Annotated in this window: 18 protein-coding genes, 1 tRNA gene and 2 other annotated features; of the genes, 18 read left to right on the plus strand and 1 reads right to left on the minus strand. The window is 32.6% G+C overall.

Features of this window, described 5'->3' with window-relative positions; genetic code table 11:
- Positions 1-14: 14 nt before the first annotated feature.
- Positions 15-413 carry a nucleoside triphosphate pyrophosphohydrolase family protein gene (locus H8S20_RS18660; protein WP_032116996.1) on the minus strand — a complete coding sequence of 133 codons (399 nt, stop codon included), beginning with the start codon at positions 411-413 and terminating at the stop codon, positions 15-17.
- 280 nt (positions 414-693) lie between these two features.
- On the opposite strand from H8S20_RS18660, the gene H8S20_RS18665 reads away from it, so the two are divergent.
- From H8S20_RS18665 to rpoB, 18 genes are all read left to right on the plus strand, one after another.
- Entirely contained in the window at positions 694-1785 is a 1092-nt protein-coding gene (locus H8S20_RS18665; RefSeq protein ID WP_032116997.1) for a PIN/TRAM domain-containing protein, read from the plus strand.
- A 9-nt stretch (positions 1786-1794) separates the two neighbouring features.
- Positions 1795-2463 carry a 2-C-methyl-D-erythritol 4-phosphate cytidylyltransferase gene (ispD, locus tag H8S20_RS18670; RefSeq protein WP_186861057.1) on the plus strand — a complete coding sequence of 223 codons (669 nt, stop codon included), beginning with the start codon at positions 1795-1797 and terminating at the stop codon, positions 2461-2463.
- Between the two features lie 66 nt (positions 2464-2529).
- Positions 2530-2710: a binding site (T-box leader), on the plus strand.
- A gap of 169 nt (positions 2711-2879) precedes the next feature.
- Complete coding sequence (locus H8S20_RS18675; RefSeq protein ID WP_032116999.1) at positions 2880-4589, plus strand: proline--tRNA ligase; 1710 nt, start codon at positions 2880-2882, stop codon at positions 4587-4589.
- Positions 4590-4665: 76 nt separating this feature from the next.
- Complete coding sequence (gene cysS, locus H8S20_RS18680; RefSeq protein WP_186861058.1) at positions 4666-6066, plus strand: cysteine--tRNA ligase; 1401 nt, start codon at positions 4666-4668, stop codon at positions 6064-6066.
- Positions 6067-6225: 159 nt separating this feature from the next.
- Positions 6226-6648: a Mini-ribonuclease 3 gene (locus H8S20_RS18685; protein WP_186861059.1), complete on the plus strand. Its 423-nt coding sequence runs from the start codon at positions 6226-6228 to the stop codon at positions 6646-6648.
- Positions 6649-6661: 13 nt separating this feature from the next.
- The gene (rlmB, locus tag H8S20_RS18690; protein WP_032117002.1) at positions 6662-7573 is read left to right on the plus strand and encodes a 23S rRNA (guanosine(2251)-2'-O)-methyltransferase RlmB; all 912 of its coding nucleotides are present in this window, start codon (positions 6662-6664) and stop codon (positions 7571-7573) included.
- A gap of 22 nt (positions 7574-7595) precedes the next feature.
- Positions 7596-8105, plus strand: coding sequence for an NYN domain-containing protein (locus H8S20_RS18695; RefSeq protein ID WP_186861060.1), 510 nt, complete (start codon positions 7596-7598; stop codon positions 8103-8105).
- A 29-nt stretch (positions 8106-8134) separates the two neighbouring features.
- Positions 8135-8779, plus strand: coding sequence for an RNA polymerase sporulation sigma factor SigH (sigH, locus tag H8S20_RS18700; RefSeq protein ID WP_032117004.1), 645 nt, complete (start codon positions 8135-8137; stop codon positions 8777-8779).
- A 79-nt stretch (positions 8780-8858) separates the two neighbouring features.
- Positions 8859-8934 (plus strand) — tRNA-Thr (locus H8S20_RS18705).
- 66 nt (positions 8935-9000) lie between these two features.
- The gene (gene tuf / locus H8S20_RS18710) at positions 9001-10194 is read left to right on the plus strand and encodes an elongation factor Tu (RefSeq protein ID WP_032117007.1); all 1194 of its coding nucleotides are present in this window, start codon (positions 9001-9003) and stop codon (positions 10192-10194) included.
- A gap of 204 nt (positions 10195-10398) precedes the next feature.
- Positions 10399-10548: a 50S ribosomal protein L33 gene (gene rpmG / locus H8S20_RS18715; RefSeq protein WP_032117009.1), complete on the plus strand. Its 150-nt coding sequence runs from the start codon at positions 10399-10401 to the stop codon at positions 10546-10548.
- 52 nt (positions 10549-10600) lie between these two features.
- Complete coding sequence (gene secE / locus H8S20_RS18720; protein ID WP_032117010.1) at positions 10601-10831, plus strand: preprotein translocase subunit SecE; 231 nt, start codon at positions 10601-10603, stop codon at positions 10829-10831.
- A gap of 36 nt (positions 10832-10867) precedes the next feature.
- On the plus strand, positions 10868-11389 hold the full coding sequence (gene nusG, locus H8S20_RS18725; protein WP_032117011.1) for a transcription termination/antitermination protein NusG: 522 nt from the start codon (positions 10868-10870) through the stop codon (positions 11387-11389).
- 83 nt (positions 11390-11472) lie between these two features.
- On the plus strand, positions 11473-11898 hold the full coding sequence (rplK, locus tag H8S20_RS18730) for a 50S ribosomal protein L11 (RefSeq protein ID WP_032117012.1): 426 nt from the start codon (positions 11473-11475) through the stop codon (positions 11896-11898).
- 55 nt (positions 11899-11953) lie between these two features.
- Positions 11954-12643: a 50S ribosomal protein L1 gene (gene rplA / locus H8S20_RS18735; RefSeq protein WP_032117013.1), complete on the plus strand. Its 690-nt coding sequence runs from the start codon at positions 11954-11956 to the stop codon at positions 12641-12643.
- A gap of 44 nt (positions 12644-12687) precedes the next feature.
- Positions 12688-12819, plus strand: a sequence feature (ribosomal protein L10 leader region).
- Between the two features lie 37 nt (positions 12820-12856).
- Positions 12857-13360 carry a 50S ribosomal protein L10 gene (gene rplJ / locus H8S20_RS18740; protein WP_032117021.1) on the plus strand — a complete coding sequence of 168 codons (504 nt, stop codon included), beginning with the start codon at positions 12857-12859 and terminating at the stop codon, positions 13358-13360.
- Positions 13361-13404: 44 nt separating this feature from the next.
- Positions 13405-13770 carry a 50S ribosomal protein L7/L12 gene (rplL, locus tag H8S20_RS18745; protein WP_032117014.1) on the plus strand — a complete coding sequence of 122 codons (366 nt, stop codon included), beginning with the start codon at positions 13405-13407 and terminating at the stop codon, positions 13768-13770.
- A 312-nt stretch (positions 13771-14082) separates the two neighbouring features.
- Complete coding sequence (rpoB, locus tag H8S20_RS18750; protein WP_032117015.1) at positions 14083-17796, plus strand: DNA-directed RNA polymerase subunit beta; 3714 nt, start codon at positions 14083-14085, stop codon at positions 17794-17796.
- The last annotated feature ends 20 nt before the right edge of the window (positions 17797-17816 follow it).

Raw genomic sequence — 17816 nt, forward strand, 5'->3', positions numbered from 1 at the left:
CTGCCATATTATTTCTATCTGAAATTAAATTTTCCTAAAGTATTAATTTTATTATCTTCTTTTATAAGCACGTCATATAAACTTATATTAAGTGCATTACATAAAGAAGTAAGATAAAATAAATTATTACCCATTTCTCGCTCGATTACTTCACGACAAGTTTCACATGGTTCACCGTTTATATGGCTATTTAAGCTCTTATAAAAGTCTTCAAGGCTATCTTGGTCTTGAGGTGAAGATTGTTTGTCTGCATTTATCTTAATGCAACCACAATTTGTAACGGCCTTAGCAACAGCTCTATTTACTCTAGCACTAGACTCGGAATATTTTGTTAAAATATCTAAAATACTTTTATGTCTTAGTAGTGAATCATCCACATCATTTTGGAAGTTATCAAATATAACGTCCTTCATCTCGCCTCAACTCCTTAGAATAATAATGCTTGTAAGTTAATTATAGTTTTTTTCAGATAATTCTGTCAATATATCCATCGGCCGAAAGATTAATATTATAATAATAAATGTAATTAGTTTTTGATAGGGGGTAAATAAATATATTTATTATATAATTAGATAATTACTGATTTAAATAATAAATACTGTGTTATAATTAATATGGTTATTTATGTATCTATAAAATAAATATAAGGGTATAATAGAAAGTATAACATTTGTGAAAAAAGGAGGTTAAAAAGTGTTAAAAAGAGTATTTAGAGCAATAATTACTACTATAGGACTTATTTTAGGATATGTAGTAGGAGATGGATTGCTAAATGTGTTAAATGATTTAGGGGTGAAGCTATTACAGAGTCTAATAAGTAAGATAGTATTTTTGTTATTTGTTATTTTAGTTTTCGGTATTATATTATATTTTATATCACCTACTATCTACAAAGGACTTAATAAAATAATAGACACCGTAGAAAAAAATGTTCAGAAGGTAAGTGCTAGTGAGTTAGTATATGGAACCGTTGGGACTATAGTTGCATTACTTATAGCATCTCTTATTGGAATTCCTGTTTTAGGCATTCATCCTATAGCGGGACCAATATTATTTGTATTAATTGAATTAGTAGCAGTGGTAATTGGTATAAAGATATTTGTTGAGAAAAAAGATGATATTAATGTTATGATTGGAAACATGAAGAAAAGCTCTTCAAAAGATAAAAAACATAAAAATAATACTAAGAATATATCTAACGTATTAGATACATCTGTAATTATCGACGGTAGAATCTTTGATATATGCAAGACTGGATTTATTGCAGGAACTTTAATTATACCAAGTTTTGTATTAGATGAATTAAGACATATTTCAGACTCTTCAGATGCATTAAAAAGAAATAGGGGTAGAAGAGGTTTGGATATATTAAATAAGATTCAAAAAGAACTTGAGATAGAAACAGAAGTATGGGAGGGAGACTTTCCAGAAATAGCTGAAGTTGATTCTAAATTATTAAAATTAGCTCAAACATTAAACGGAAAAGTAATTACTAATGATTATAACTTAAATAAGGTTGCTGAAGTTCAAGGTGTGCCTGTGTTAAACATTAATGAATTAGCTAATGCAGTTAAGCCGGTAGTTCTTCCAGGAGAAGAAATGAAGGTTGTTGTGAATAAAGAGGGAAAAGAGTCATCTCAAGGTATAGCTTATTTAGACGACGGAACTATGATAGTAGTTGAAGGTGGAAAGAAGTTTATAGGAGAGCAACTAGATGTAATAGTAACTTCTGTATTACAAACGGCAGCAGGAAGAATGATTTTTGCAAAACAAAAGGAGAATTAAGATTAGCTTATGACTAGTGTTATTATATTAGCCGGTGGAAAAGGAAAAAGAATGGGGAGTAAAGTTAGTAAGCAGTTTATTGAGATAAAAGATAAGCCAATTCTATACTATACTTTAAAAAGGTTTATAGACAATAAAAATATAGACCAAATATTTTTAGTTTTACCTAAGGATGAAATAGAGTATTGCAAAAAAGAAGTTTTAGAAAAGTACTCATTAAAAGTTGATAAAATAGTAGAGGGTGGATTTGAAAGACAGGATTCTGTATATAATGCTCTTAAAAGAATGGACAACACAGATATAGTTCTTATTCATGATGGGGCAAGACCAATAATTTCTGATAAGATAATTGATGAAGGAATTAAATACGCTAGAGTTTATGGAGCTGCTGCGCCAGGTGTTATGCCAAAAGATACTATAAAAGTGAAAAATGAAGAGAATTTTTCTGTAAATACTCCAGATAGAAGCTCCTTGGTTGCTATTCAAACACCACAAGTATTTAAGTATGAAAATATAATGAGATGTCATGAAAAAGTTAAAGAAAATGGTGATATAGTTACAGATGATACTATGGTGGCTGAAAAATATGGCTATAAGGTTTATCTATATGATGGTGAATATACCAATATAAAAATAACTACTCCGGATGATATAATTTTAGCGGAAAGGCTTGTATAGACTAATAATTACTAATGTTGACATAAGTTTTTTAGGACTATATAATAATAAATTATAAATATTAAATTTAAAGCAGTGAAGAAGAATAGTAGAAATCGCTTTTTCAGAGAGAGAGTCCTTGGCTGTAAGATTCTCAAATAGATTTTGAACCAGCTTCGGAGTTATAGGTAAAAACTATCGGTTTAACACCGTTATCATTATCAAGAGCACAAATTTAGGTGGTACCGCGATATAAGTCGCCCTAATTATATAATTAGGGGCGATTTTTTTTATAATTAAAAGTTAAGAGTGAGTAGTGCAGTTTAAAATTCATCATCAACTTTAACTTTTTACTTGTAGAATAATATGCTAAATTTCATAGTTGATTTTAATTATGAATAGCGATGATTAATATAAACAAATTGGAGGAACTAATTATGAAGATGTCAAATATGTTAGTATCAACATTAAGAGAAGTGCCAGCAGAAGCTGAAATTGATAGCCACAAGTTAATGCTTAGAGCTGGAATGATTAGAAAAATGGCTGCTGGTGTATATAACTATATGCCAATAGGTTTAAAGGTATTAAAAAATGTTGAAGATATAGTAAGAGAAGAAATGAATGCAGCTGGAGCTCAAGAATTTTTAGCATCAGCTCTTTTACCAGCTGAATTATGGCAAGAATCAGGTAGATGGGACGTATATGGAGCAGAGCTATTTAGATTAAAAGATAGAGGGAGCAGAGAGTTTTGCTTAGGACCAACTCATGAGGAAGTATTTACTGATATTGCTAGAAATGAAATAAAATCTTATAAGCAATTACCAGTTAATCTTTATCAAATTCAAACTAAATATAGAGATGAAAGAAGACCAAGATTTGGAGTTATGAGATCAAGAGAGTTCATAATGAAAGATGCTTATAGCTTCGATAAAGATCAAGCAGGATTAGATTTATCGTATGATAAAATGCATGATGCTTACGTAAAGATATTCAACAGATGTGGAATAGATGCTAAATGTGTTGCTGCTGACTCAGGAGCTATCGGAGGATCAAATTCAGCTGAATTTATGGTTAAATCAGAGGTTGGAGAAGATGATGTAGTATTCTGTACTTGTTGTGATTATGCAGCTAATATAGAAAAAGCTCCATCAACACCAGATGTTGCTGAAACTGAAGAATTAAAAGACATGGTTAAGACTGAAACTCCAAATGCTAGAACAATAGAAGATTTAGTTAAGTTCTTCAATACAACTGAAAAGAAATTTGCTAAAACTTTAATCTTTAATGCTGATGGTAAGATAGTTGCTGTTATGGTTAGAGGAGATAGAGAAGTTAATGAAGTTAAAGTATCAAATGCTTTAGGTGGGGTTGTAGATTTAAATATGGCTACAGCAGAAGAAGTATTTGCAGCTACTAACGCTAAAGTAGGATTTGCTGGACCAGTAGGTATAAAAGTAGATGCTTTATTAGTGGATGAAGAAGTTTCAAAGATGTTTAACTTTATAGTTGGAGCTAATGAAACAGGATATCACTTAGAAAATGTTAACTATGGAAGAGATTTTGAAGGAACAGTTGGTGATTTTAGAAACATTACTATAGGAGAAAAGTGCCCTGAATGTGGAGGAGAAGTTACTATCGCAAGAGGTACTGAAGTAGGTCATATCTTCAAATTAGGAACTAAGTATTCTGAAGCTATGAATGCAACATTTATAGATGAAAATGGTAAGAATGTACCATTTGTAATGGGATGCTACGGAATAGGTGTTACTAGAACTATGGCTTCTATAATAGAACAACACCATGATGAAAATGGTATTGTATGGCCTCTTTCAGTTGCACCATATCATGTGTCAGTAATTCCTGTAAATATTAAAGATGAAGCTCAAATGGAAATTGCTAATAAGCTATATAATGAATTAAGAGCTATGGGTGTAGATGCTATATTAGATGATAGAAATGAAAGACCAGGAGTTAAGTTTAAAGATTCAGAGCTTATTGGAATTCCAATGAGAGTTACTGTTGGTAAAAAGATTACTGATGGAGAAGTTGAATTTAAGTTAAGAGATGGAGAAATGGAAGTAATAAAAATTGACTCTGTTTTAGACACTGTAAAAGCTCAGTTTGAGAAGCAAGGGGTAAGATTATAAGGCAAATAAAACTTGTTTTTTAGGTGGGAAATAAGTAAGTTTTAAAATATATTTTAATTAAGGAGGTTTGAAGAGGATGAAAGTTTTTAATAGCTTAACTAGAAAAAAAGAAGAGTTTGTGCCGTTAGAGCCAGGAAAGGTTAAGATGTATGTTTGTGGACCTACAGTATATAACTTCTTTCATATAGGTAACGGTAGAACATTTATTGTTTTTGATACTATAAGAAGATACTTTGAATATAGAGGATACGAAGTTAACTTTGTTCAAAACTTTACTGATATAGATGACAAAATGATAAACAAAGCAAATGAAGAAGGAACCACAGTAAAAGAAATTGGTGATAAATATATCTGCGAGTATTATCAAGATGCTGATGGATTAAATATTAAGAGAGCTACTGTAAATCCAAGAGCTACTGAGTATATAACTGATATTATAGAGTTCGTAAAAGGTTTAGTTGATAACGGATATGCTTACGCAGTAGATGGAGATGTATATTTTAGAACTAAAAAGTTCGAATCATACGGTCAATTAATTGGTCAAAATTTAGATGATTTACAATCAGGTGCTAGAATAAATATTGATGAGAGAAAAGAAGATCCAATAGATTTTGCTATTTGGAAAGCTCAAAAACCAGGTGAGCCTGCTTGGGAAAGCCCATGGGGACTTGGAAGACCGGGATGGCACATAGAATGTTCTTGTATGGCAAAGAAATTATTAGGTGATACTATAGATATACATGCTGGTGGTATGGATTTAACATTCCCACACCATGAAAATGAAATAGCTCAAAGTGAAGCTTTAACAGGAAAGAAATTTGCAAACTACTGGTTACACGCAGCATTCTTAAATGTTAATAATCAAAAAATGTCTAAATCATTAAATAACTTCTTAACGGCAAGAGATGCGTTAAAAGAATATGATGCAGATGTTATAAGATTCTTAATGCTTTCAGGACATTATAGAATTCAATTAAACTTTAGCAATGAATTATTAGATTCAGCAAAAGCTTCAGTTGAAAGATTATATAATGCTATAGGAAATTTAGAAAGCTTAATAAGTGAAGTTAAGATAGAAGTTATGACTGATGAAGAAAAGAAATATGTTGATAGTTTAGATTCTTATAGACAAAGATATATAGAAAAAATGGATGATGATTTTAATACTGCAGATGCGATTTCTGTTTTATTTGATTTAGCAAGAGATATAAATACCAATGTAACTATTAATTCGTCAAAAGAACTTTGTGAAAAAGCTTTAGAATTAATAAGAGAACTAGGTATGCCTTTAGGAATACTACAAAAAACAACTAAAGTAAGCTTAGAGGAAGAAGTTGAAGCTTTAATTCAAGCAAGACAAGATGCAAGAAAAAATAGAGATTTTGCTTTAGCAGACAAGATAAGAGATGACCTTAAAGCTAGAGGGATAATTTTAGAAGATACTCCTCAAGGAGTTAGATGGAAGAAAGCAGATTAATAATTAATTAATAATGCAAAATGTACAATGAAAAATTAATTTAGAAACTTCTTGAAGTAGTTTCAGAAAATATATTATAACAAAGTCAGCTTTGCTGACTTTGTTCATTAATTTACAATTTATCATTTTAAGTTTTTCATTAATATAACGAGGTGAAAAATGTTACAGGATTATAGAGAAAAGGAATTTACACCTAAAGATGCTAGATTATTAAACCCACTTCAGCTAGCTTTAATAGGAGATGCTGTTTATGAGCTTTTCGTAAGAAATTATATATTAGCTAATAATATAGAGTTAACAGCACATAAAATTCATGTGAAGGCTATTGGATATGTAAAAGCGAAGAGCCAATCTACTATTATGCATTTATTAGAGGAAGAATTGACAGAAGAAGAAAGTTACATATTTAAAAGGGGAAGAAACACAAAATCTGCTACAGTTCCTAAAAATGCAGATGTGAGAGATTATAGAATGGCGACTGGTTTTGAGACACTTATTGGCTACCTACATTTAATTGGTAATTATGAAAGATTAAATTATATAATGAATAAAGCAGTGACTACAGAACTTAATAAGAAATAAAGGAGAGTCCATTATGGCTAAAAGAGAAAACCCAAGAAGAAAAGAAAGAGAATTTAATAAACTACAAGAGAAACAAAATAGAAGTGAAAGAAAAAGAGAATATCTTGAAAATAAAAAAAATAGAAATAATGGTGCAGCGGATAATAGAATAAAGAGAAATAACGTAGAATTTGGAACTGAAGAAATAAGAGAAGATTTAGTTTTAGGTAGAAATGCTGTAATAGAAGCATTAAAAAGCAATACGACAATAGAATATATAAGTGTTGCTAAAGGTGATTTAGAAGGTTCTATAAAGGTAGTTCTTGGTTTAGCTAAAGAAAAAAATGTTATAGTTAAAGAAGTAGATAGAAGAAATTTAGATCAAATGTGTGGAGGAGCAAGTCATCAAGGTGTTATTGCTAAGGTTACTCCATTTAAATATTCTGAAGTAACAGATATTATAAACCGTGCTAAGAGAAAAGGTGAAGATCCTTTCATAGTAATATTAGATGAAATAGAAGATCCTCATAATTTAGGTTCAATAATAAGAACAGCAGAGTTATGTGGTGTTCATGGAATAATTATTCCTAAGAGAAGAAATGTTGGTGTAACGCCTACTGTATACAAATGTTCAGCAGGAGCTATTGAACATATGAGAATAGCTAAAGTTACTAATATAAATGCAACAATAGACCAATTAAAAGAAGAAGGTATATGGATATATGGGGCAGATATAGACGGTAAGGATTTCAGCTATAATACAAACTTCTCTGGACCATGTGCTCTGGTTATAGGTAGTGAAGGTAGAGGAATTTCTAAACTTACATTAAAGAAATGCGATGTATTAGTTAAAATACCTATGATTGGAAAAATTAACTCTTTAAATGCTTCAGTTGCAGGTGGTATAATGATGTATGAAGTCTTAAAAGGAAGATTAACAAAATAATTGTTATATAAAGGTGTTCAATGTGAAAATTATATTTGTTGATGGTTACAATGTAATAAATAGCTGGGGTAATTTAAAAAGAGAAAAAGAAACCAGTTTAGATAGTGCTAGACAAAAACTAGTTGATATATTGCACAACTATGGAGCTATTAATGGATGTAAGATTGTTATTGTTTATGATGGTCATAAGGTAACTGGTAATATCGAAAACAAATACGAACACAATAAAAATTTGTTAGTTGTATTTACTAAGGATGGAGAAACTGCTGATGCTTATATTGAAAGAGAAGTACATAATTTAGGAAGAAGATTTGAAGTTTATGTTGTGACGTCTGATTCCTTAGAACAACAAACAATCTTTCAAAGGGGTGCTGTTAGAATATCGAGTGTAGAATTTTATAATTTAGTACGAGTAGATATTGAAGATGTAAAAAAAAGCAGTAAAAAAGCTCGGGTATCAGCTAAAAATACTTTAGAAGATAATCTAGATGATGATGTTTTAAGAAAGTTAGAAGCTATTAGGAGAAGTTAAATTCGGGTATTAGGGGGTGGAGGAATTTTATGAATGAAGAAAAAGCTTTTAATTCTGTAGAAAGTTTCTATAAATGTGAATCCGAAGAACAAATAGTTGAAGAAGCTAAAAAAGGTAATAAAAGAGCTCAAGAGTTTATTATTTCTAAGTATGAGAACTTTGTTAAGGCTAAGGCTAAATCTTATTTCTTAATAGGAGCAGATAAAGAGGACATATACCAAGAAGGCATGATAGGATTATATAAAGCAATAAGAGACTTTAATGGAGAAAAGTCTACTTCATTTAGAGCTTTTGCAGAATTATGTATTACACGACAAATAATAACTGCGATAAAAACAGCTACGCGACAAAAGCACATTCCTCTAAATACATATATATCTTTGAATAAACCTGTATCAGAAGAAGAATCAGATAGAACATTATTAGACATAATATCTAATATAAGAATAACTGATCCTGAGGAGCTTATAATAAGTCAAGAACAGAAGGAATTCATTGAAGAGGAAATAAACAAAGTATTATCAGACTTAGAAATTCAGGTATTACAATCCTATTTGGAAGGTAAGTCATATCAAGAAATAGCTTGTGATTTAGATAGGCATTCAAAGTCTATAGATAACGCTCTACAGCGCGTTAAGAAGAAACTTGAAAAATGCCTTGTAAATAATAAATAATGTATTAATCTATATTGACAAAAAAAACAAATGCTAGTAAACTTTATAATTGGTATATTAAAGTGTATTACACTTTAATGCTCACGTAGCTCAGTCGGCAGAGCGTCGCCTTGGTAAGGCGGAGGTCGTCGGTTCAATCCCGATCGTGAGCTCCAATTATATACATTTAGAAATGCAAACGCTAGGCAAGGTGTATCTAAAGAAGTAAGGAGGAATTTCAAATGGCAAAGCAAAAATTCGAAAGAAGCAAACCACACGTTAATATCGGAACAATCGGTCACGTAGACCACGGTAAGACTACATTAACAGCAGCAATCACTACTGTATTATCAAAGAAGGGATTCGCTGAAGCGTTCGATTACGCAGCAATCGATAAAGCTCCAGAAGAAAAAGAAAGAGGAATCACAATCAATACTTCACACGTTGAGTATGAAACAGAAAACAGACACTACGCTCACGTTGACTGTCCAGGACATGCTGACTATGTTAAGAACATGATCACTGGTGCAGCACAAATGGATGGAGCAATCTTAGTTTGTTCAGCAGCAGATGGTCCAATGCCTCAAACAAGAGAGCACATACTACTAGCTTCAAGAGTTGGTGTTGAATACATCGTTGTATTCTTAAACAAAGCAGATATGGTTGACGACGAAGAATTATTAGAATTAGTTGAAATGGAAGTTAGAGAATTACTTTCTGAGTATGAATTCCCAGGAGATGACATTCCAGTAATTAAAGGATCAGCTTTAAGAGCATTAGAAAACCCAACAGATGCAGAAGCAACAGCTTGTATCATGGAATTAATGGATGCTGTAGACAGCTACATCCCAACACCAGAAAGAGCAACAGATAAGCCATTCTTAATGCCAGTAGAAGACGTATTTACAATCACTGGTAGAGGAACAGTTGCAACAGGAAGAGTTGAAAGAGGAGTTCTTCACGTATCAGACGAAGTTGAAATCGTAGGATTAATGGAAGAAAAGAGAAAAGTAGTAGTAACAGGAATAGAAATGTTCAGAAAGTTACTAGATGAAGCTCAAGCTGGAGACAACATCGGAGCATTATTAAGAGGTGTTCAAAGAACTGACATCGAAAGAGGTCAAGTATTAGCAAAAGTTGGATCAGTAAATCCACACAGCAAGTTCGTAGGTCAAGTATACGTACTTAAGAAAGAAGAAGGTGGAAGACATACTCCATTCTTCGATGGATACAGACCACAATTCTACTTCAGAACAACAGACGTTACAGGATCAATCAAATTACCAGAAGGTATGGAAATGGTTATGCCTGGAGACCACATCGATATGAACGTTGAATTAATAACTGAAGTTGCTATGGACGAAGGTTTAAGATTCGCAATCAGAGAAGGTGGAAGAACTGTAGGTTCAGGAGTTGTTACTTCAATAATCGCTTAATATTAAATTGATTAAAAAAAGTATAAATTCTAACATAATATAATTAGCGGACATAAAGGGCTGGGTTACATTACCTAGTCCTTTACAAAGCTGATATTATTGACATAATAATGGTTTTATGATAATGTGTTTAAGTAATTAACGAAATACTGAAACACAATAGCATAGAGACTTATGATTATTTAAATACTGGAGGTGCAGACTGTGAGAGTTAAGATAACATTAGCATGCACAGAGTGTAAGCAAAGAAACTATAACACAATGAAAAACAAAAAGAACAACCCAGACAGAATGGAAATGCACAAATATTGCAGATTCTGTAAGACACATACAACTCATAAAGAAACAAAATAATTAGCTTATATAGTAATGACACATACTCGCAATAGTTTAAGGATGTGAAACGATGGCTATTAAAGAAGGTGTAAAAACTAAAAGTAACTCTGAGAAAAATAGTATCGCTAAATTTTTCAGAGAAATTAAGGCAGAGGTTAAGAGAATAACTTGGCCGTCTAAAGATGACACAAAGAAAGCGTTAATTGCAGTTGGCGTAGTTGTACTAATATATATTGTATTAGTAGGTGGGTTAGATTATATTTTTTCAAGCCTCTTTAAATTAATTTTTAATCTGAAATAAAGGAGGTTTAGGTGAAATTTTTCATCTAAAAAATATATGAGTGAAAGAGCAAGATGGTACGTAGTACATACATACTCAGGTTATGAAAATAAAGTGAAGGCTAATATAGAGAAGACTGTTGAAAACAGAAATCTAGAATCTTTAATTCATGATATCCAGGTTCCAATGGAAGAAGTTATTGAAGAAAAAGATGGTAAACAAAAAGTTTCACTTAAAAAGAAATTTCCAGGGTATGTACTAATTAAAATGCTAATGACTGATGAGTCATGGTATGTGGTTAGAAACACAAGAGGTGTAACGGGATTCGTTGGACCGGGTTCTAAACCAGTACCGCTTACTGATGAAGAAATTGAAACTATGGGCGTTGTAGAAGTGCCAGTGGATATAGATTTAGAAGTAGGTGAAAGTGTAGTTGTTATTTCAGGACCGCTTAGAGAATTCGTAGCGATTATCCAAGAAATAAGTATTGAAAAGCGTAAGATAAAAGCTTTAATCGATATGTTCGGAAGAGAAACTCTTGCTGAACTAGATTTCAATCAAGTTGAGAAATTAGTTTAATATTACTATATAAACTAATGTTTTTAATTAAGTGGGAGGATTATTATAAAATCCGTATTACCACAGTATAGGAGGAATAGTAAATGGCTAAGAAAGTAACAGGAATGATTAAATTACAACTTCCTGCAGGTAAGGCAACACCAGCACCACCAGTAGGTCCAGCTTTAGGACAACACGGTGTTAATATTATGGGATTCTGTAAGGAGTTCAATGCAAAAACTGCTAATCAAGCTGGATTAATAATACCAGTTGTTATAACAGTTTACCAAGATAGATCTTTTAGTTTTATCTTAAAGACTCCTCCAGCAGCAGTTCTAATTAAGAAAGAATTAGGATTAGAAAGCGGATCTGGAGTACCAAACAAAACAAAGGTTGGTAAGCTAACTAAAGATCAAGTTAGAAAAATTGCTGAATTAAAAATGCCAGACTTAAATGCAGCTTCAATCGAATCAGCTATGAGCATGATCGAAGGAACAGCAAGAAGTATGGGCGTTACTATTGAAGAGTAATTCTTTAAAAATAAGTGGGAGGTAAAAACCGTTAGTACCACGTAGGAGGCTTATTATGGGAAAGAAATATGTTGAAAGTACAAAATTAATAGATAAAAGTGTTTTATACACTCCATCAGAAGCTTTAGATTTAGCTGTTAAAACTGCTAAAGCTAAGTTTGATGAAACTGTTGAATTACACGTAAGATTAGGGGTTGACCCAAGACATGCTGATCAACAAGTTAGAGGAGCAGTTGTTCTTCCAAACGGAACTGGTAGATCAGTTAGAGTTTTAGTATTCGCTAAGGGTGCTAAGGCTCAAGAAGCTCAAGAGGCTGGAGCAGATTTCGTTGGAGCTGAAGAATTAGTTCAAAAGATCCAAGGTGAAAACTGGTTCGACTACGATGTAGTAGTTGCAACTCCAGATATGATGGGTGTTGTTGGTAGATTAGGTAGAGTATTAGGACCTAAGGGATTAATGCCAAATCCAAAATCAGGAACAGTAACATTCGATGTAGCTAAAGCTATCGCTGATATCAAAGCTGGTAAGGTTGAATATAGAGTTGATAAAACTGCTATCGTTCACTGCCCAATCGGAAAGGTTTCATTCGGAGTTGAAAAGCTACAAGAAAACTTCCACGCTTTAATGGAAGCTTTAGTAAAAGCTAAACCAGCAGCTGCTAAGGGACAATACGTTAAATCAGTATCTGTATCAAGCACTATGGGACCTGGAGCAAAAATTAATCCAACTAAAGTTTTAGATTAATTATTGACATAACGTTAAGTTTATAATATAATAAATTTCGTTGTGAAAAAAGAATACTGTTTCCGTAGACAGTAGGTGCCGAAAGGTTTAAATAATTGCCTACCTAGGAATCAAAATAAGGTAAGTAATTATTTTGGTCTTCCTATGTCTATGGGAAGACCTTTATTAATATATTTTGCAGTTAAGAAACTGTGAGGAGGTGGACACACAGTGATGAACAAGAATAGAACATTAAAAGAAGCTAAAGTAGCTGAAATTAAAGAAAAGTTAGAAAAAGCTCAAGGTGTTGCATTAGCTAACTACCAAGGTTTAACAGTTGAAGAAGATACAATGTTAAGAAAGAGCTTAAGAGAAGCTGGTGTTGAATATAAAGTTTACAAAAACACTTTAGTAACATTAGCAGCTAGAGAATTAGGTTTAGAAGACTTAGTTCAACACTTAGAAGGACCAGTTTCAATAGCATTAGGATATGAAGATGCTACTGCTCCAGCTAGAGTATTATTTAACTTTGCTAAGGATCATAAGAAATTAGAGCTTAAGGCAGGAGTTGTAGAAGGTATTGTTTATGACAAAGCTGGAGTTGAAAAACTTGCTACAATCCCATCAAGAGAAGTTCTTATCGCAAAACTTCTTGGAAGCTTCAAGGCTCCATTATCAAACCTTGCATACTTATTAAATGCAATCAAGGAAAAGAAAGAATCAGAATCAGCTGAATAATTGCTGGTTATTAATTTTAAAAAAGAATTTGGAGGGAATTTAAAATGACAAGAGAAGATATCATTCAAGCTATAAAAGAAATGACAGTTTTAGAATTAAACGAATTAGTTACTGCATGTGAAGAAGAATTTGGTGTTAGCGCTGCTGCTCCTGTAGCTGTTGCTGGTGCTGTTGCTGGTGGAGCTGCTGCTGAAGAAAAGACAGAGTTCGACGTAGTATTAACTAACGCTGGAGCTAACAAAATAAAGGTTATCAAAGTTGTTAGAGAATTAACTGGATTAGGATTAAAGGAAGCTAAAGAAATAGTTGACGGAGCTCCTAAGACAATCAAAGAAGCTGTAGCTAAAGAAACTGCTGAAGAAATGAAAGCTAAATTAGCTGAAGTTGGAGCTGAAGTAGAAGTTAAGTAATTTCTATTTAAATAAAAAAGGTGCTATAAAGCACCTTTTTTATTTGCCAATACATTAATAAAATGGTGTTTGTTGGGCAAAATACTATTATATTAGATGTATATAATTAATATACAAAAGTATTGACAAAAAATATTGCTTATGGTACTATTACAAAATGTACTGTTCAATATGGAAAACTATATATTCTTGCGGAAAATGAGTATAATTTTTTGGAAAAAGGTTATACTAAGACGTGATGCCTCCGAAAGCATAAGTCCCTAGGGAAAGTGTGCTTTTGGTTATTTTACTTTATACAAGGGGTGAAAATTCATGGTACATCCTGTCCAAGTTGGAAAAAGAACTAGAATGAGTTTTGCAAAAGTTAAAGATGTAACTGAGATGCCAAACTTAATAGAAGTACAATTGGATTCTTACGAATGGTTTTTAAGAGAAGGATTATTAGAAGTCTTTGATGATATTAATCCTATTACTAACTTTACTGGGAATCTTGTGCTTGAATTCGTAGACTACAAACTTGATATGGACAATATTAAGTATTCGGTGGAAGAGTGTAAGGAGAGAGACGCTACTTATGCTGCTCCATTAAAAGTGTCTGTAAGACTAACAAATAACGAAACTGGAGAAATAAAAGAACAAGAAGTGTTTATGGGAGATTTCCCATTAATGACTGAACAAGGTACTTTTGTTATTAATGGTGCTGAAAGAGTTATCGTAAGCCAATTAGTAAGATCTCCAGGTGTTTACTACAATTATTCAGTTGATAAGAGCGGTAAGAAATTATTCTCTTCAACTGTAATACCTAACAGAGGAGCATGGTTAGAATACGAAACTGATTCTAACGATATTATCTATGTAAGAATAGATAAAACAAGAAAGCTTCCAATAACTATCTTAGCTAGAGCTATGGGCTTCGGAAGTGATCAAGAGCTTTTAGAATACTTCGGTGAAGAAGAAAGATTTAAAGCTACAATAGAAAAAGACAACACTAAAACTAGAGAAGAAGCATTATTAGAAATATACAAGAGATTAAGACCAGGTGAACCACCAACTGTTGATTCAGCTGTATCTTTAATAGACTCTTTATTCTTTGATGCGAAGAGATATGATCTTTCTAGAGTTGGTAGATACAAATTTAATAAAAAGTTAGCTATTAACTTAAGACTTATAAATCAAATAGCAGCTACTGATATAATAAACCCTACAACAGGTGAAGTTATGGTTGAACAAGGGCAAAAAATCAGCAGAAATATGGCTGAAGCAATCCAAAATGTTGGAATTAATTCAGTTGACATATTAGTTGAAGATAGAGTTTTAAGAGTAATAGGTAACCATTTTGTTGACATTCATAAGTTTGTAAGCTTTGATATAAGCGATTTAAACATTAGAGAAGCAGTTCATTACCCTACTCTAATGGAAATATTACAAAATTATGATGATGAAACTTCAATTAAAGAAGAGATTAAAAAGAACATAAATAGATTAATACCTAAGCATATCGTTAGAGATGATATATTTGCAACTATAAGTTATGAAATAGGTTTAGCTTATGGTGTAGGATATACAGATGATATCGACCACTTAGGTAATAGAAGATTAAGATCTGTTGGTGAGTTATTACAAAACCAATTTAGAATTGGTTTATCAAGAATGGAAAGAGTAGTTAAGGAAAGAATGACTATTCAAGACCAAGAAGCGATAACTCCACAAATGTTAATCAACATTAGACCAGTATCAGCAGCTATAAAAGAATTCTTTGGTAGCTCACAATTATCTCAATTCATGGATCAAACTAATCCATTATCAGAATTAACTCATAAGAGAAGATTATCTGCATTAGGACCAGGAGGTCTTTCAAGAGAAAGAGCTGGTTTCGAAGTAAGAGACGTTCACTATTCACATTATGGTAGAATGTGTCCAATTGAAACACCTGAAGGTCCAAATATAGGTCTTATCAACTCTTTAGCTACTTATGCAAGAGTTAATGAATATGGATTTATTGAAACTCCATATAGAGTTATAGATAAAGATACAGGTATAGTTACAAATGAAATTAGATACTTCACAGCTGATGAAGAAGATTTATACTTAGTTGCGCAAGCAAATGAGCCGATTGGAGAAGACGGAAAGTTCATTGACAGTAGAGTTACTGTAAGACATAAGCATGACATTTTAGTTGTTGCTGCTAAGGAAGTTGACTTAATTGACGTATCTCCAAGACAAATCGTTTCTGTTGCTACAGCTATGATTCCTTTCCTTGAAAATGATGACGCATCAAGAGCACTGATGGGTTCAAACATGCAACGTCAAGCAGTTCCACTATTAAAGCCACAAGCACCAATAGTAGGTACAGGAATAGAATATAGAGCAGCTGCAGATTCAGGAGTATTACCTAAGGCTAAAAATGCTGGTAAGGTAATATACGTTTCAGCTGATGAAATAAGAATAAGAAGAGATGCAGATGGCGGAATTGATACTTATAAGTTACTTAAGTTTAAGAGAAGTAACCAAGGTACTTGTATAAATCAAAGACCTTTAGTTGATAATGGTGAAATAGTATTTAAGAACCAAGTATTAGCTGATGGACCATCAACTGATTTAGGAGAAATTGCATTAGGTAAAAACATCAGAATGGGATTCATAACTTGGGAAGGTTATAACTACGAGGATGCGATGCTAATTTCAGAAGAATTAGTTAGAGAAGATGTATTTACATCTATCCACATCGAAGAATATGAATGTGAAGCAAGAGATACAAAGTTAGGACCAGAAGAAATAACAAGAGATATTCCTAACGTTGGAGAAGATGCTTTAAGAGATATAGATGAAAGAGGTATAATCAGAATCGGTGCTGAAGTTAGATCTGGTGATATCCTTGTTGGTAAGGTAACTCCAAAGGGAGAAACAGAATTAACTGCTGAAGAAAGATTATTAAGAGCGATCTTTGGTGAAAAAGCTAGAGAAGTTAGAGATACTTCTTTAAGAGTTCCACATGGAGAAGCAGGTATAATCGTTGATGTAAAAGTATTTACAAGAGAAAACGGTGATGATCTAAATCCAGGTGTTAATGAACTTGTAAGATGTTATATAGCTCAAAAGAGAAAAATATCTGTTGGAGATAAGATGGCTGGTCGTCACGGTAACAAAGGGGTTATCTCAAGAGTTTTACCAGAAGAAGATATGCCATTCTTACCAGATGGTAGACCACTACAAATTTGTTTAAATCCACTAGGGGTTCCATCACGTATGAATATCGGGCAGGTATTAGAGGTTCACTTAGGATGGGCTGCAAGTCAATTAGGATGGCATATAGCTACTCCGGTGTTTGATGGTGCAACTGAAAGTGATATTGAAGCATGTTTAGAAAAGGCTGGATATAATGCAAATGGAAAGACTGTATTATACGATGGAAGAACTGGGGAAGCGTTTGATAACCCTGTTACAGTTGGTATAATGTATATCTTAAAACTTGCTCACTTAGTTGATGATAAGATCCATGCTAGATCAACAGGTCCATACTCATTAGTAACTCAACAACCACTTGGAGGTAAAGCTCAATTTGGTGGTCAAAGATTCGGTGAGATGGAAGTTTGGGCATTAGAAGCATACGGTGCTGCTCATACACTACAAGAAATACTAACAGTTAAGTCAGATGACGTTGTTGGTAGAGTTAAAACTTACGAGGCAATCGTAAAGGGTGAAAACATACCAGAACCAGGAGTTCCAGAATCATTCAAGGTTCTAATTAAAGAGCTACAAGCTTTATGTTTAGATGTTAAAGTATTAAATGATGCAAATGAAGAAGTTAGATTAAAAGAGTTTGCTGAAGAAGATATGGATGATTTAGAGGTAAATATTGAAGGAACTGAAGAAATAGTTAATGATATCCCAGTAGGGGATGATAGCTATACTTCAGGTGAAGAAGAATCAGAAGAAGAGATAGAATTCGATGCTGAGGCATTCACACTTGATGGGTTCCATGAAGAAGAATTAGAACTAGATGATTTTGTCAATGATGAACACTAAAATTGAAGGGAGGATATACC

The organism is Clostridium hominis (genome assembly GCF_014287825.1).
Classification (GTDB): domain Bacteria; phylum Bacillota; class Clostridia; order Clostridiales; family Clostridiaceae; genus Clostridium; species Clostridium hominis.

Coding starts and splice junctions, on each gene's coding strand:
- H8S20_RS18660 (WP_032116996.1), bottom strand. CDS start 413: ATGAAGGACGTTATATTTGATAACTTCCAAAATGATGTGGATGATTCA.
- ispD (WP_186861057.1), top strand. CDS start 1,795: ATGACTAGTGTTATTATATTAGCCGGTGGAAAAGGAAAAAGAATGGGG.
- H8S20_RS18675 (WP_032116999.1), top strand. CDS start 2,880: ATGAAGATGTCAAATATGTTAGTATCAACATTAAGAGAAGTGCCAGCA.
- cysS (WP_186861058.1), top strand. CDS start 4,666: ATGAAAGTTTTTAATAGCTTAACTAGAAAAAAAGAAGAGTTTGTGCCG.
- H8S20_RS18685 (WP_186861059.1), top strand. CDS start 6,226: ATGTTACAGGATTATAGAGAAAAGGAATTTACACCTAAAGATGCTAGA.
- rlmB (WP_032117002.1), top strand. CDS start 6,662: ATGGCTAAAAGAGAAAACCCAAGAAGAAAAGAAAGAGAATTTAATAAA.
- sigH (WP_032117004.1), top strand. CDS start 8,135: ATGAATGAAGAAAAAGCTTTTAATTCTGTAGAAAGTTTCTATAAATGT.
- tuf (WP_032117007.1), top strand. CDS start 9,001: ATGGCAAAGCAAAAATTCGAAAGAAGCAAACCACACGTTAATATCGGA.
- secE (WP_032117010.1), top strand. CDS start 10,601: ATGGCTATTAAAGAAGGTGTAAAAACTAAAAGTAACTCTGAGAAAAAT.
- nusG (WP_032117011.1), top strand. CDS start 10,868: ATGAGTGAAAGAGCAAGATGGTACGTAGTACATACATACTCAGGTTAT.
- rplK (WP_032117012.1), top strand. CDS start 11,473: ATGGCTAAGAAAGTAACAGGAATGATTAAATTACAACTTCCTGCAGGT.
- rplA (WP_032117013.1), top strand. CDS start 11,954: ATGGGAAAGAAATATGTTGAAAGTACAAAATTAATAGATAAAAGTGTT.
- rplJ (WP_032117021.1), top strand. CDS start 12,857: ATGAACAAGAATAGAACATTAAAAGAAGCTAAAGTAGCTGAAATTAAA.
- rplL (WP_032117014.1), top strand. CDS start 13,405: ATGACAAGAGAAGATATCATTCAAGCTATAAAAGAAATGACAGTTTTA.
- rpoB (WP_032117015.1), top strand. CDS start 14,083: ATGGTACATCCTGTCCAAGTTGGAAAAAGAACTAGAATGAGTTTTGCA.